At 62.9% G+C, this 13,193-nt stretch carries 15 protein-coding genes; 6 read left to right on the forward strand and 9 right to left on the reverse strand.

Translation table 11 applies throughout. The features are described from left to right. Positions 1 to 50: 50 nt before the first annotated feature. From QTA58_RS03075 to QTA58_RS03085, 3 genes are all read right to left on the reverse strand, one after another. Positions 51 to 1,061 (reverse strand): ligase-associated DNA damage response exonuclease, encoded by a 1,011-nt coding sequence (locus tag QTA58_RS03075; RefSeq protein ID WP_289671676.1) that lies wholly within the window; start codon positions 1,059 to 1,061, stop codon positions 51 to 53. Positions 1,062 to 1,121: 60 nt separating this feature from the next. After that, complete coding sequence (locus tag QTA58_RS03080) at positions 1,122 to 2,507, reverse strand: hypothetical protein (protein WP_289671677.1); 1,386 nt, start codon at positions 2,505 to 2,507, stop codon at positions 1,122 to 1,124. Positions 2,508 to 2,583: 76 nt separating this feature from the next. Beyond that, positions 2,584 to 4,116, reverse strand: a complete 1,533-nt coding sequence (locus QTA58_RS03085; protein WP_289671678.1) for an MDR family MFS transporter — start codon at positions 4,114 to 4,116, stop codon at positions 2,584 to 2,586. 117 nt (positions 4,117 to 4,233) lie between these two features. Between QTA58_RS03085 and QTA58_RS03090 the strand changes: the two genes are divergently transcribed. From QTA58_RS03090 to QTA58_RS03100, 3 genes are all read left to right on the forward strand, one after another. Next, positions 4,234 to 4,770 (forward strand): MarR family transcriptional regulator, encoded by a 537-nt coding sequence (locus QTA58_RS03090; RefSeq protein ID WP_289671679.1) that lies wholly within the window; start codon positions 4,234 to 4,236, stop codon positions 4,768 to 4,770. 68 nt (positions 4,771 to 4,838) lie between these two features. Continuing rightward, positions 4,839 to 5,087, forward strand: coding sequence for a type II toxin-antitoxin system ParD family antitoxin (locus QTA58_RS03095; protein WP_085422653.1), 249 nt, complete (start codon positions 4,839 to 4,841; stop codon positions 5,085 to 5,087). Continuing rightward, a complete protein-coding gene (locus QTA58_RS03100) occupies positions 5,088 to 5,414 on the forward strand; it encodes a type II toxin-antitoxin system RelE/ParE family toxin (protein ID WP_085422652.1) in 327 nt (108 codons plus the stop codon). Here the strand turns inward: QTA58_RS03100 and QTA58_RS03105 are convergent. Further along, on the reverse strand, positions 5,411 to 6,922 hold the full coding sequence (locus QTA58_RS03105) for a diguanylate cyclase (RefSeq protein WP_289671680.1): 1,512 nt from the start codon (positions 6,920 to 6,922) through the stop codon (positions 5,411 to 5,413). The genes QTA58_RS03100 and QTA58_RS03105 overlap by 4 nt on opposite strands. A gap of 228 nt (positions 6,923 to 7,150) precedes the next feature. Here QTA58_RS03105 and QTA58_RS03110 point away from each other — a divergent pair, with 228 nt between their 5' ends. Then, positions 7,151 to 8,521, forward strand: coding sequence for a TIGR03808 family TAT-translocated repetitive protein (locus QTA58_RS03110; protein ID WP_289671681.1), 1,371 nt, complete (start codon positions 7,151 to 7,153; stop codon positions 8,519 to 8,521). Here the strand turns inward: QTA58_RS03110 and QTA58_RS03115 are convergent. Continuing rightward, complete coding sequence (locus QTA58_RS03115) at positions 8,518 to 8,832, reverse strand: type II toxin-antitoxin system RelE/ParE family toxin (RefSeq protein ID WP_289671682.1); 315 nt, start codon at positions 8,830 to 8,832, stop codon at positions 8,518 to 8,520. The two genes, QTA58_RS03110 and QTA58_RS03115, sit on opposite strands and share 4 nt — an antisense overlap. Beyond that, positions 8,829 to 9,116, reverse strand: a complete 288-nt coding sequence (locus QTA58_RS03120; RefSeq protein WP_085422649.1) for a type II toxin-antitoxin system ParD family antitoxin — start codon at positions 9,114 to 9,116, stop codon at positions 8,829 to 8,831. Before QTA58_RS03120 ends, QTA58_RS03115 begins: the two co-directional genes overlap by 4 nt. A gap of 134 nt (positions 9,117 to 9,250) precedes the next feature. On the opposite strand from QTA58_RS03120, the gene QTA58_RS03125 reads away from it, so the two are divergent. Beyond that, complete coding sequence (locus QTA58_RS03125; RefSeq protein ID WP_289671683.1) at positions 9,251 to 9,910, forward strand: glutathione S-transferase family protein; 660 nt, start codon at positions 9,251 to 9,253, stop codon at positions 9,908 to 9,910. A 62-nt stretch (positions 9,911 to 9,972) separates the two neighbouring features. Here QTA58_RS03125 and QTA58_RS03130 read toward each other — a convergent pair whose 3' ends face one another. Beyond that, entirely contained in the window at positions 9,973 to 10,866 is an 894-nt protein-coding gene (locus tag QTA58_RS03130) for a LysR substrate-binding domain-containing protein (protein WP_289671684.1), read from the reverse strand. Between the two features lie 65 nt (positions 10,867 to 10,931). Here QTA58_RS03130 and QTA58_RS03135 point away from each other — a divergent pair, with 65 nt between their 5' ends. Continuing rightward, positions 10,932 to 11,168, forward strand: coding sequence for a hypothetical protein (locus QTA58_RS03135; protein ID WP_289671685.1), 237 nt, complete (start codon positions 10,932 to 10,934; stop codon positions 11,166 to 11,168). Between the two features lie 312 nt (positions 11,169 to 11,480). On the opposite strand, the gene QTA58_RS03140 is transcribed toward QTA58_RS03135, so the two are convergent. Both QTA58_RS03140 and QTA58_RS03145 read right to left on the reverse strand, forming a co-directional pair. Continuing rightward, a complete protein-coding gene (locus QTA58_RS03140; RefSeq protein WP_289671686.1) occupies positions 11,481 to 12,107 on the reverse strand; it encodes a glutathione S-transferase N-terminal domain-containing protein in 627 nt (208 codons plus the stop codon). Between the two features lie 74 nt (positions 12,108 to 12,181). Continuing rightward, the gene (locus tag QTA58_RS03145) at positions 12,182 to 13,189 is read right to left on the reverse strand and encodes an asparaginase (RefSeq protein WP_289671687.1); all 1,008 of its coding nucleotides are present in this window, start codon (positions 13,187 to 13,189) and stop codon (positions 12,182 to 12,184) included. Positions 13,190 to 13,193: the final 4 nt, after the last annotated feature.

The raw sequence follows: 13,193 nt of genomic DNA on the forward strand, positions 1-13,193 counted from the left end.
TGGCCGGCAGGCCAGAGGGGGGTGGCGACTTGCGCAAGGAGCCATCACCATCAATCCCCCTCGTCCTCATAGCCGACCAGATGCAGCGGCCGGGCGGGGATGTTCTTGAGCTCGCACCAGCGGACCAGCGCCTCCTCGCGGCCATGGGTGACCCAGACTTCGGACGGGCCGATCTCCTCGATGGTGGCGAGCAGTTCGGGCCAGTCGCAATGGTCGGAAATGACCAGCGGCAGTTCGACGCCCCCTTGTTTCGCCCGCTGCCGGACCAGCATCCAGCCGGAGGCGAAGGCGATCAGCGGCTCGTTGAACCGCCGCGCCCAGCGATCCTGAAAGGCCGAGGGCGGACCGACGACGACGGCCCCCTTGAAGGCGGAAGGATCGCTCTTTTCCGTGGTCGCGGGTCTTATATCGCCGAGATCGATCCCCTGCCCGACGTAATAGTCGCAAAGCTTCGCCAGCGCGCCGTGGATGAAGATCGGTTCGGAATAACCGCAATCGCGGATCAGCCTTATGACGCGCTGCGCCTTGCCGAGCGCATAGGCGCCGACGAGGTGGCTGCGTTCGGGAAACTGTTCGAGCGAGGTGAAGAGCTTTTCGATCTCGGCCTTCGGATCGGGATGGTGGAAGACCGGCAGTCCGAAAGTCGCCTCGGTGATGAAGATATCGCAGGCGACCGGCACGAAGGGCGCGCAGGTGGGATCCGTGCTGCGCTTGTAATCGCCCGAAACGACGATGCGCAGCCCGTCCTTCTCGATGACGATCTGCGCGGAGCCGAGCACGTGACCGGCGGGGTGGAAGCTGATCCGGACGCCGTCGAGGTCGATCTCCTCACCGAAGGCGACGGCCTGTTGCGAGCCGGCGAAACCATCGCCGTAACGCAACCGCATGATGTCGAGCGTATGGCGGGTCGCCAGCACCGCCCCGTGTCCGGCGCGGGCGTGGTCCGAATGGCCATGGGTGATCAGGGCCCGTTCGACGGGACGCACGGGATCGACATGGAAGCGGCCGATGGGACAGAACAGCCCGGCCGGGGTGGGATGAAGCAGCGCCTCGGGTTTCATGCCCTTGAAGATAGGGCAAAAACCGCATGACGCCAGACCGGCGGCCCCGACCGGACGCTGTCACCATTTCAGGATCCTGGTCAGCGCATCCTTGTTCTTGATCAGGTCGTTGACCGCACCCAGATCGTTCAGGGATTCGATGACCTTGAGCTTCTCGTCCGAGGAGAGATTTTTGCCCGCCTCGCGGATAATCAATACCTGATCCGCCGCCTTGGTCTCGTCCGACGCGGTGGCTGCCGCATCGATGCTCGGCCGGATGGAGCGCTGATCCTGCAGGAGGTAGAGAAATTCTCCGGCCTGCAGCCGAACGGTGTCGTCGTCATCCTGCGCCGCCGCCACCAGAACCGGAAAGTCCTCTCCCTTGAGGTTGGCGGATATGGCCTGCCTCGTTTCGGCCGTCGGCGAGCGGCGCATCATCTCGGCCAGCGCGTAGGTTATGCCGAGCTTGGTCCGGTAGTCGTCCTGATCCTCTTTCAGATGCCGTACCATGGCCGGGACCGCCGCCGGGCCGAGGGCCGCCAGATTGTCGCGCGTGCTGCGGCGGATGGAGGCGTCGTCATCCTGCAGACGATCGAATATCACGGGATCGATATCCAACGGCGGAGACTGGGCGAATGCGGCCGGAAGGAGCAGCGACCGGAGAAACGGGACCGGGGCTGCACCCGGTTGAGGAATGGCGATCGCCAGATCCTGCAGCGAGCGTACTTCCTTGAAGACGACCTTGCCATTTTCGGTCACCACCCGGCGGGCGAGATCGAAGTCCCAATCGATATTCTTGTTGTTGCCGAAAAGCGGTCCCAGGTGTGCTTTGGCGATGCCTTCGGCGCCGGCGACCATCGTGAATTCCGAACGGGGCTGGCCGCTGTCGAGCGTGGTCACCCGGATGCGGATATTCGACTTACGGAAACCGTTGTTGGTCAGGATGAACTTGATCTCCTTGGCGTTGAGATCGCGATACTGATACAGCGGATCGTCATCCAGAATGACGACATCGCTCAGTTTGTCGATATCGCCGCTGATCGAACCGGTCTTGTAGAGCATGGGCGGCGTGTCATAGGCCTGCAGAAGCAGGAACATGGCGAATGCTATCGCGACCGATCCACCCATCGTCCACCCCCGCCAGGCTCCTTGCGCCTGAGCGCCGAATGCCGACAGGACGACGGCAACGCCGGCGCAGGCGATCAAGGTCGTCAGAAGGGATTTCTGATCGAGGAATCCCGCGGATACCCCTCCGACGATCATCAGCAGCCCGACCACGATCGCTATGCTGGTGAGATGGGGAGGAATTCCGCCGCCGCCCGGTCCCGGCCCGTTACCTCCGCCGCCTCCCGGCCCCTGTCCATTTCCTCCACCCCCTCCGCCTCCCGGCCCGTTCGGGTCCGGGTTCTGAGGATCGGCGCCGTTGCCGTTGCCGCCGATATCGTGGCCAGGATCATCGTTAGCCATCGCAAAGCCCCCCGCTAAAGCAGGAGAGAATTATACTTATAGTTTTAAGTATATCAATAAATGACTTTTAGTTGCATCAGGTTGCAGGCTTGGAAGAACTCTCGGTGCGCACCACTGCGGGCGGCAGACGGACCGGTTTCAGCAGGAAGCCGGCGACGAGACCGATCACGGCCATGACGCTCCCGGTCAGGAAGACCGGTATGAACGCGTGCGTATAAAGCGTGTGGACGGCGATGCGCGACGCTTCCGGCAGCGCCAGCATCATCGTGGGCGTCAGCGAGCCGATATCCGCCACCCCCGGAATGCTGGTGCCGACGCCACGGATGCCGGCGGCGACGATCGCGCCGTAGATGGAGATCGCGATCGAGGCGCCGGCCATGCGCATCAGCGTCACGGCACCGGTCGCCGCGCCGACATCCTCGCGCGGCGCGGAATTCTGCACGCCGATGATCGGCGCCTGCTGGCCGAAACCGATCGCCAGCCCCTGCATCAGCATGAAGCCAAGGATGACCGGAACCGGCGTTCCGACCGGAAGCTGCGAGAAGATGAACAGCGCCACGACGTTCATCGACAGGCCGATGAGTGTGAAAGGCTTGTAACGGCCGGTCATCGAGATCAGGCGGCCGGTGGAGATGGAGCCGATGACGATGCCGACGGTGGTGGCGACGAAGCAGAAGCTCGCCGCGGTCGGCGAAAGTCCCGTCGTCGTCTGCAGGAAGAGCGCGAAATAGTTCGCCATGCCGATCGCCACCGATCCCGTGCAGAAGGAGACGATAAGGAAGAGCGAGAAGGTGGAATCCCTGAAGAGTTTGAGCGGCACGATCGGCTCGGGCACCCGGCCCTCGACGAAGATCCAGAGGATGGCGCAGGCGGCACCCGCGGCGACGACGATCATGGACTGCCAGGCGACCAGAGAGCCGAACAGGGTGACGCTGTCGGCCCAGACGACGATGCTCGCCACCGTGCCGGCCAGGAGAAGCGCGCCGAGATAATCGATCTTCGGCTTGCGGACCGGGCGGCGGTAGGGAAGCAGGAGCGAGATGCCGGTCAGCGCGACGATCCCGACCGGCAGGTTGATCAGGAAGATCGACCGCCAGCCGAAAAGTTCGCTCATCGTGCCGCCGAGCAGCGGGCCGAGGCTGCCGGACGCCATGATGACGAGGCTCGAATAGCTCTGGTATTTCGCCCGCTCGCGCGGTTCGAAGAGATCGGCATTGATCGAGAAGATCGACACCATGATGCCGCCGCCCCCGAGGCCCTGGAGCACGCGCGAGGCGATGAGCGAATCCATCGACCAGGCGAGCCCGCAGGTCAAAGAGCCGACGGTGAAGACGACGATGGCCGCCAGCATCACATATTTGCGGCCGAAAAGATCGCCCAGCTTGCCGTAAATCGGCATCGAAGCGCTGCTCGCAAGAAGATAGGCCGAACCGACCCAGCCGAAACGCTCCAGTTCGCCGAACTCGCCGATGATCGTCGGCAGAGCGGTCGAGACGATCTGGTTGTCCAGCGTCGCCATGAACAGCGCCGTCAGCAAAAAACAGAAGATCGCCAACCGCTGGCGGTGGCTGGCGACGAGCGGCACATGGGCCGGGCGGGTCATATCCATAGGTCGATCCAAAGCGTCGGAAATTTATGTGACTTCCGCATATAATTGTCAATGACACCTTGATGCGAAAAGCAAAGAACTGTTGGAATGAGGCCGGTGCTCTGGTATGATTTGGGGATGACGACCAAGAGCCTTTTGAAACAGGAAACCGCGGCCGCCCCCTCCCAGGAAGACGTGGCCCGCATCAGCGAGACGCTCGGCCGCATGCGATTGTTGATCGGCCGGCGCATCATCGGCCGCACCGCGATCGCCAATATCGCGCCGGGCCTGGAAATCTCGCATCTCGACGTGCTGGACGTGATGCGCCGCATCGAGGGCGAGGTGACGGTCGGAGCGATTGCCGAAGCCATGCGCATCGACCCCTCCCGCGGCAGCCGGCTGGTCGCCGACCTCGTCGCCCGCGGCATCCTGCGCCGCGACGCATCCCAGGCCGACGGACGCCGTTCCCTCGTCGTCAGGACGGAATTCGGGGACAGCCTGCTCGCCGAGATCCGCGCCGTCAAACGCTCGCTGCTCGCCCGCGTGCTGGAAGACTGGCCGGAAGACGAACTCAGCGCCTTTTCGCTGCATTTTGAAAAGTTCGTCTCGCGCTTCGAGGCGCTTTACGTAACGGCGGAGAAGGCACAGGAGCCTCAGCTTTCCGACGCCTCGTAGGGATGTCAAAGATTGCGCATAAATTGACATTCCGGTATCATCGAGAGGAGATACCGGAGGCATCAGACATGAACGTTTCGATCGGTCCCCGCTGGGAAAAATTCATCGAGGAAGCGGTGCAGGACGGCCGCTACGGCTCCGCCAGCGAAATTGTGCGCGAAGGGCTGCGGCTCGTCGAGGAGCGCGAGGCGAAGCTTTCGGCGTTGCGCGAGACGCTGCATCGGTCGATCGAGGCCGGTGGAGATGTCAGCGAAGAAGAGCTGGACGCTTCACTTGAAGCAATCGCGGAAGAACTGCGCAAGGAAGGTTATCGTTGAGTGCCTCGCGTTCAATATCTCGATAGCGCTCACGCGGATTTCAGGAATATTTTCGATTATGTCGCCAGAGAAAGCGGCAGCATCGCAACCGCACACAAATTTGTCGAAGCCCTTCGGCAGAAATGTCGGCATGTGGCCAGCTTGCCCGGGACCATGGGGCGGGACCGTTCCGAGCTCGGACATGGTTTAAGAAGCGTCGCGCACCGGGGATATATCATTTACTTCCGTTACGCCGACAACCGCTTCCAGATCGTCAACATCCTCGAAGGCCATCGCGATGCCGAAAAGCATTTCGGCATCGACGTCGAATCGGAAGACGAAGGCTAAACCCCTTCGCCTGCCGAGACGCACAGCCTGTTGCGGCCCATGTCCTTCGCCTCGTACATGGCGCGGTCGGCACGGGCGAGCAGGGTTTCCGGCGTGTCGCCATCCTGCGGGAAGAAGGCGATCCCCATGCTGCATGTCGCGATGATGCTCTTGCCTTCGATGACCACGGGGCTCGCGATTGCGGCACGCAGATCCTGCAACCGGCGTACGACCCCCGTTTCGTCATGGTTGGGATTGCTGAAGACGATCGCGAACTCGTCGCCGCCGAGACGGACCAGAAGATCGCTCGCGCGGATGCAGCCCTCCATGCGGGAGGCCAGCGTCTTCAGTACCTCGTCGCCTGCGGCGTGGCCGAGCGTATCGTTGATCCGCTTGAAGTTGTCGAGATCGATATAGGCGACGGTAACCTTGCGGCTCTCGCGGTGGGCCTCATGCAGGGTGCGGCCGAATTGCGCCCAGAACAGCGTCCGGTTCGGCAGACCGGTCAAGGGGTCGTGATGGGCCATGTGCCGGATGCGCTCCTCGTTGCGGGCGCGCTCGATGGCGATGCCGGCGATATCGGTCGCCATGGCGGTCAGTTCGAGTTCGAGATCCGTGGGCTCCCGGGGACTGTCGGAATAGAGACCGAACGTGCCCAGCACCCGGCCATCGGGCGCCAGGATGGGAGTCGACCAGCAGGAGCGGAAGCCGAACCGGATCGCGAGTTCGCGATAATCCTGCCAGAGCGGATCGGCCAGGACGTCCTTGACGAAGACCGGCGAGCGCCGCCAGGCGGCGGTGCCGCAAGATCCGACCCCGGGGCCGATCCGGATGCCGTCGATAAGTTTCACATAGGCCGGCGGCAGCCTGGTCGCGGCCCCGTGGCGCAGGCGGTCCTCCTCGAGAAAAAGGACGGACGCGGTAATGCCGTCGAGCTCGTCCTCCGCGGTACGGACCAGCGCGTCCAGCACCGCCTGCAGCGGTTGGCCGCGGGCGATCATCTCCAGCAGACGGGCATGGCCGTGGCGGCGGTCGTCCTGGCGCTTGCGCTCGGTGATATCCCGCGAAATGCCGACAAGGCCGACGATCTGGCCGTCCGCATTGCGCAGCGGCATCTTCGACGTGGTGAGCCACAGCACGCGGCCATCGGCAAGCTTGACCCGCTCCTCGCGGCCTTCGACCGCCACGCCCGTCGACATGATCTCCTGCTCGACGGCAAAGAGTTCACGCGCGGTCCCGTGGTCGAGAAAATCGAAATCGGTCTTGCCGGTCATGTCCGAGCCGATGTGGAACTTGCCGTTGCGGGTGGCGGCGGCATTGGCGAAGATGAAGCGGCTGCGGCGATCCTTCACATAAATGAAGTCCGGGAGATGATCGAGAAGGGTGCGCGTTTCGAGCTCGCGCGTCACAAGCGCCACGTCGAAATCGATATCGCTCTCGGTGGCAACACGGAGCAGGCGATTGCACAGTTCCTCCAGCGGATCGGCGAGGAAAGCCAGGGGCACGCCATGTGACAGGGGTTCCACCATCCCTGCATCTCCTTTTTTCATTCAGAAAAAATACGCAAAAACCCGCCGCCCGTTGTTCCCTAACATGGCGGAGAGTTCCTTATCGTTGCTTAAAAACATCGTGAAATTGCCACGCTTGAAGCTTGTACAAAAGTCTATTCCGCTCATTCATCGCAAACTATTTCGCATTACAACCATGCAAAGGACCGGCATGGGAAATGCTTCCTTGACGGCGCGGAGAAGCATTGGATGATTTCGAGACGGGCAGCATTGACGACGATCGCCGGCGCCGCTGCCGGCATCCTGCCGCAGCGTGCCTTTTCGGCGCCTCAGGGTTTCGCGACGATCGACCTGCGCGGCTCTATCGATGCCCGCGAACACGCCGTCGTGCCGGAAGGCGGCGACAGGCAGGGCCACAAGCTCGGCGAGGTCATCGCCAGGGCCGCGCGCCAGAACATGCCCGTCTTCCTGCCGCCCGGCAATTACCAGGTTTCCAATCTCGACCTGCCCGATGGCGCTCGCATCACCGGCGTGCCGGGCGCCTCGAGGCTCGTCCATTCCGGCGACGGATATCTCATCAGGGCCGAGGGTGCGCGCCGCATAGAACTTTCCAACCTCGTCATCGACGGCGCGAACCGCCGGCTCGACGAGCAGAGCCCGGCGCTCGTCCAGATGCGCGGCGTCAGCGATCTGACGATCGACAATTGCGAGATCATCGGCTCGCGCAAGACGGCCGTGCAGATCGAACGGTCCGGCGGCCGGATCGAGCGAAACCGCATTTCAGGCGCCGCCGAATACGGCCTCTTCGCCATCGAAAGCACCGGCCTTTCCCTCACCGGCAACACCGTCTCCGACTGCGGCAACGGCGGCATCCTCATCCACCGCCGGACGAAAGGCCCCGACGGCACGATCGTTTCCGGCAACCGCATTTTCCGGATCGGGGCGACGAACGGCGGCACCGGCCAATACGGCAATGCGATCAACCTTTTCCGCGCCGACGACGTGATGGTGACGGGCAACCACATTTCGCAATCCGCCTTTTCGGCGATCCGCGCCAACAGCGCCTCGAACATCCAGATCGCCAACAACCAGTGCCTCGCCTCCGGCGAAACGGCGATCTATGCGGAATTCGCCTTCGAAGGGGCGATGGTCTCCGGCAATATCGTCGACGGGGCAGCGAACGGCATCTCGGTCGTCAACTTCAACGAAGGGGGGCGGCTCGCGACCGTCGCCAACAACATCGTCCGCAATCTCAAGCCGATCGGTCCCTATGTGCTGGACGAAGCGATCTTCGGCGTCGGCATCAGCGTCGAGGCAGATACGGCGGTCACCGGCAACGTGATCGAGAACGTGCCGCTCTGGGGGATCGCGCTCGGCTTCGGCCCCTATCTGCGCAACGTCATCGCGACCGGCAACATCGTGCGGCAGGCGGGTGTCGGCTGCGCGGTGACCGTGGTCGAGGGCGCCGGCAGCGCCATGATCTTGAACAACGTCTTCGAAGGCATGAAGAACGGTGCGGTGATCGGCTACCGGTGGAAGGCGCCCGCGACGGCCGAATTGGGCCGCGGCGATGGCCAGAGTTTCAGGCACCTGACGGTCGAGAACAACCGGATCGTTTAGGCGAGATCGCCGGGCTCATCGCCGAAATCGACGTTGCGGCCGCGATGGAAGATGCGGATGATCATCACGATATCCCCCACGACATAGAAAGCGATCGTCGCCTTGTGGCGATAGCCGACAAGACGGAGACCGGGCCTTATGTCTTCGCGCAACATGCCGCGTTTCGGGAAGGTCGCGAACCCGAGGCAATAGCTCTCGATCTTGCGGACATATTCGTGCGCTGCTTCGGCACCCATCCTGGGTGCCAGATAGGTCATAACGTCTTCAAGATCTTCGGCGGCCTTCGGTCCGAAAATGACGCGATGGCTCATGCCTTGCTCTGCTTTTGACGAAGCAAAGCCGCACGGGCATCGAGCCTTTTACGGAGATCGTCCGGCGACAGCGCCCGATCCGGATGCGCCTTCAACTCGTCATAGGCCGGGGCCACCTCCTCCACCAGCCATTTCTCGATCGCCGCGTCGCGGGCGATCAGCGTCCTGAGGCCATCGCGGATAACCTCGCTTTCGGTCGCATATTCCCCGGAGGCCACCTTGGCCTTGACCATCTCGGCCATTTCGATCGGCAGGGTGATGCTGAGCGACTGGGTGGTACGCATGGATCAAAGACTCCTCGAATGTCCGACACGATTAAATCCTATCGAAAACTTTCATTGCCGTCCAACGCGGATTGATCTTCCGTTTCGCGGCATATGCCCCTAGCGTGCGGCCGATATTTCAGGAGGGACATTGAATGCTGAAAATCTATGGCGTCTATCGTTCGCGCGCCACACGGCCGCTCTGGCTCGTCGAGGAGCTAGGAATTCCGTTCGAGATCGTGCCGGTCATCCAGGGCTATCGCCTGCCGGAGCCGATGGCGCCCGGGGCGCGGGTCAACACGCTGTCGCCGGAATTCCTCGCGATCAACCCGATGGGCTCGATCCCTTCGATGGACGACGACGGGTTCGTGCTGCACGAATCGCTGGCGATCACGCTCTATCTCGCCCGCAAATACGGCGGCGAACTCGGCTCAAAGGACATCAACGAAGAGGCGCTGATGGTGCAGTGGTCGCTGTTCGGCGCGACCAGCATCGAGACGCCCGCGCTCAAGATCTCCTCGACCATCGCCGGCGGCAAGCAGGAGACCGAGGAAGGCAAGACGGAAATCGACGTCGCCGCCCGTCTCCTGAAGCGGCCCTTCGACGTGCTCGAAAAGCATCTTTCAAAGAACAGCCACATGGTCGGCGGCCGCTTCACCGTCGCGGACATCAATGTCGCGGAAGTGGTGCGCTATGCCCAGGGCCATGCGCCGCTCTTCGACAGCCGCCCGGCGCTGAAGGCCTGGATCGAAGCCGCTCAGGCGCGCCCCGGCTTCAAGGCGATGTGGGAGAAGCGTACCGCCGAACCGGCGTAATCCTGCTTTTTGAGCGGGATGCCGCCCGAAAGCCGCCTGCGCCTTTCGGGCGGCATCCAGCTCTATCGGGGCTCTTCCAGTGCGGCGAGCTCGGCTTTCAGCCATGTATGAAACGCCTTGACCTTCGCCGGCGGACGCGAGCCGGCGCGGGTGACGAAATAGTGCCCGAAACCGGTCGCTGCCCGGATCGAGAACGGCTCGACCAGCTTTCCCTGATCGAGCGCATAGGCGGCCAGCGTCTGCCAGGCGAGCATCACCCCCTCGCCCGCCATCGTCGCATCGAGACATAGAGACGCCTCGTTGAAGACATGCCGCACCGCCATCGGCCTCGGCTCGATGCCGGCCGCACGGAACCAGACATCCCAGGAAAACATCGACGGACCGTCGATGATCGCCGGCAGTTGCAGGACGTCCTTCGGCTCCCTCAGCTTCTCCGCCAGAGCGGGCGCGCAGACGGGAAAGACAAGCTGCGGCAGCAGGAGCTGCGCATCCACGCCCGGCCACTTGCCCGCTCCGACGCGGATGCCGAGGTCGACGCCATCGGTGACGAAATCGGCCATGGCCGTCGTCGCATCGATGCGCAGCCGGATATCCGGATGGAGCGCCGAGAACCGATCGAGCCGGTGGACGAGGAAACGCGCCGCGAAGACCGGCGCCACCGAGATCGTCAGCAGCGTCTCGTCGCGCCGCCTGCCGATCCCCACCGCCTCCGACAGCGATTGGAAGCCTTCGCTCAGCCGCGCCAGCATGGGCCGCGCCGCATCGACCGGCACCATGCCCTTCGGCAGACGGTGAAAGACCGGCTGGCCGAGCTGGGCCTCGGCCTTGATGACCTGCTGGCTGACGGCGCCGACCGAGACACCCAGCTCGGCAGCCGCCGCCTGCAGCGAGCCGAGGCGGGCCACCGCTTCCAATGCGCGCAGGCCGTTGAGATGCACGAGGTTCAGGTTTTTCATATAGATTTTCTAAACTATGCCGCTCGAGAACTCAATTGAAAGATCACGCTTTCAGGCCAATATTCATGCTGCAAATGATAATAATTTGCGAGGTGACAATCATGACACCGCTGAAGTTTTTCTTGAACCTGAAAGCTTTGCTGAAAGCGACGGAAACCCAGGTTGAAACGCAGTCCGACGATCCGTTTCGCCATCCGGACATCCGCGAGATGAACCTCCGGCAGCTTGCCGACCTGCCCTTCCCCGGCATCTTCCGCGACGAAAGCTCCTGCGAAAAAGCGCCGCTCGCGAAATGCGCCTGACGGATTTATGATCCTCCCGGCGGCAGGGGAAGCGCATATGAGGACGTGTGCGATGCGGCAAGCTCCCTCTGATCTCCCCCCTTGAGGGGGAGATGTCACCGAAGGTGACAGAGGGGGGTAGCGACGGCGCGTCCGGATCAGTTGCCGAGACGAGCATGCTGAAACGACACCCCCCTCTGCCCTGCCGGGCATCTCCCCCTCAAGGGGGAGATCGATATGCCGCACTGTCCTTCCCGCATACGATCGCCTATTTCCCGCAGGGAGGGTCATATGGCGGGCGGCGATCCATAGGCTCGCCGCCACCTATCGACGTTAGGCGGCAGCCGCCTGCTCCGCTTCGGCGCGCCGCACGGCGGGGCGCTCCTTCATCCGTTCGAAATGGGCGTTCACCTTGGGAAAATCGGCGCGGTCGAGCTTCAGGTTCGGCAGCCAGCTCGTCATCAGGTAGAGATAGGGATCGGCGACGGAATAGGTGTCGCCGAGCACATAGGGGCCTTCGAGAAACTCTTTGTCGATCAGCCGGAAGCAATCGTGAAAATTCTTCGGCGCCTTGGCCATCATGTCGTCGAAGGATGCCTGGTTGTCCGCCCAGCGATAACTGCGGCGGAAATGGGCATAGGCGACATGCACCGTCGAGGCGATATAGGCGTTGAAGGCCTGCATCCTGCCGAAGAGGAAGGAATCATCGAGCGGCGCAAGCTTCGCATCCGGCGCGGCCTGGGCGATGAAAGCGAGGATCGCGACGGTTTCTGTCAGGACGCCCCTGTCCGTCAACAGCGCCGGCACGCGGCCCTTTGGATTGATCTTCAGATAGGCGTCCGACTGCTGTTCGTTCTCGGCGAATTTCACCCGTCTGATCTCATAGGGCAGGCCGGATTCGGCAAGCGCTATGTGGCTGGCGAGCGAACAGGCATTGGGCGAGAAGAACAGCGTGTACATGGGAATCCTCCGGTTGGCCTCGCTGTTTTAGCACGGCTCTTCACGACGGAAAGCCTCAAACGACGCCGCCGCAATCAGGCGAACAGGGCGTCCGTGACCCTTATATCGCCCACATGGATGCCGTTCCAGTTCTTCATGGATTTGTTGGCCATGGAGAGAAGTTTCGCGTGCACCTCGCCGCCCTTTTCGAAATAACGGGCGATGAGCGCGAAGATCATGGCCTCCGCGGCGCGTGTCGCGCCGTCCTCGCATTTGACCGCCATGGCGAGGCCCTGATCGGGGAGCGCCGCGACGAAGACGCCTTCCGCGCCGGTCTTGGCGAAGATCTTTCCGGGCGCCACCTGCATCAGCCTGGTGCAGGCGCGATTGGTACCGGCGACATAGAAGGGTTCGGCCATGCAGGCCTGCATCAGCCGGCGCGAAGCTTTCGCACGCTCGGTCGACAGCGTGTTGCCGGTGACCATCTTGGCGAATCCGTGCGCCAGGCCCTTGAGCGGCACGGCATAACTCGGGATCGAGCAGCCGTCGGTGCCGCAGTTCTGGTGTCCCAATGCAGCGCCCGTCAGCACTTCCATCGTGCCGCGGATTTCCGCCTGCAGCGGATGGTCGTAGCCGACGTAACCCTGCACTTCCAGCCCCGAATGGACGCAGGTGCAGACGAAGCCGGAATGTTTTCCCGAGCAGTTGTTGTGGAGAGCGGTCGGCTTTTCGATCGTGCGCGCCTGATGGATCAGCACCGTCTGGTCGGAGGCCCAATGAGCGCCGCATTCGAGCGCGCCATCGTCGCGGCCGGCTTTCGCCAGCATGGCGGCTGCGGTCGCCACATGCGCGTCCTCGCCGGAATGGGAGGAGCAGGCAAGCGCCAGTTCCACGTTTCCGAAGCCGTAGGCATCCGCCGCACCGCTTTCGACCAGCGGCAGCGCCTGCATGGCCTTGCAGGCCGAGCGCGGGAAAACGGCCGCTTCCGCCTCGCCGAAGGAGAAGACGACCTTGCCGTCGCCATCGACGACTGCGCCCATGCCGCGGTGACGGCTCTCGACCAGCTTGCCTCTGGTGACTTCGACGGTAACGGGATTTTGCATGGCC

This window comes from Neorhizobium sp. CSC1952, from assembly GCF_030378245.1.
Lineage (GTDB): Bacteria > Pseudomonadota > Alphaproteobacteria > Rhizobiales > Rhizobiaceae > Neorhizobium > Neorhizobium oryzae_A.

Bases quoted from the DNA above. Each gene is read 5' to 3' on its own strand.
- QTA58_RS03075 (WP_289671676.1), bottom strand. From the start codon at position 1,061: ATGAAACCCGAGGCGCTGCTTCATCCCACCCCGGCCGGGCTGTTCTGT.
- QTA58_RS03140 (WP_289671686.1), bottom strand. From the start codon at position 12,107: ATGTACACGCTGTTCTTCTCGCCCAATGCCTGTTCGCTCGCCAGCCAC.
- QTA58_RS03085 (WP_289671678.1), bottom strand. From the start codon at position 4,116: ATGGATATGACCCGCCCGGCCCATGTGCCGCTCGTCGCCAGCCACCGC.
- QTA58_RS03080 (WP_289671677.1), bottom strand. From the start codon at position 2,507: ATGGCTAACGATGATCCTGGCCACGATATCGGCGGCAACGGCAACGGC.
- QTA58_RS03105 (WP_289671680.1), bottom strand. From the start codon at position 6,922: ATGGTGGAACCCCTGTCACATGGCGTGCCCCTGGCTTTCCTCGCCGAT.
- QTA58_RS03145 (WP_289671687.1), bottom strand. From the start codon at position 13,189: ATGCAAAATCCCGTTACCGTCGAAGTCACCAGAGGCAAGCTGGTCGAG.
- QTA58_RS03115 (WP_289671682.1), bottom strand. From the start codon at position 8,832: ATGAGCCATCGCGTCATTTTCGGACCGAAGGCCGCCGAAGATCTTGAA.
- QTA58_RS03120 (WP_085422649.1), bottom strand. From the start codon at position 9,116: ATGCGTACCACCCAGTCGCTCAGCATCACCCTGCCGATCGAAATGGCC.
- QTA58_RS03110 (WP_289671681.1), top strand. From the start codon at position 7,151: ATGATTTCGAGACGGGCAGCATTGACGACGATCGCCGGCGCCGCTGCC.
- QTA58_RS03130 (WP_289671684.1), bottom strand. From the start codon at position 10,866: ATGAAAAACCTGAACCTCGTGCATCTCAACGGCCTGCGCGCATTGGAA.
- QTA58_RS03090 (WP_289671679.1), top strand. From the start codon at position 4,234: ATGACGACCAAGAGCCTTTTGAAACAGGAAACCGCGGCCGCCCCCTCC.
- QTA58_RS03125 (WP_289671683.1), top strand. From the start codon at position 9,251: ATGCTGAAAATCTATGGCGTCTATCGTTCGCGCGCCACACGGCCGCTC.
- QTA58_RS03095 (WP_085422653.1), top strand. From the start codon at position 4,839: ATGAACGTTTCGATCGGTCCCCGCTGGGAAAAATTCATCGAGGAAGCG.
- QTA58_RS03135 (WP_289671685.1), top strand. From the start codon at position 10,932: ATGCTGCAAATGATAATAATTTGCGAGGTGACAATCATGACACCGCTG.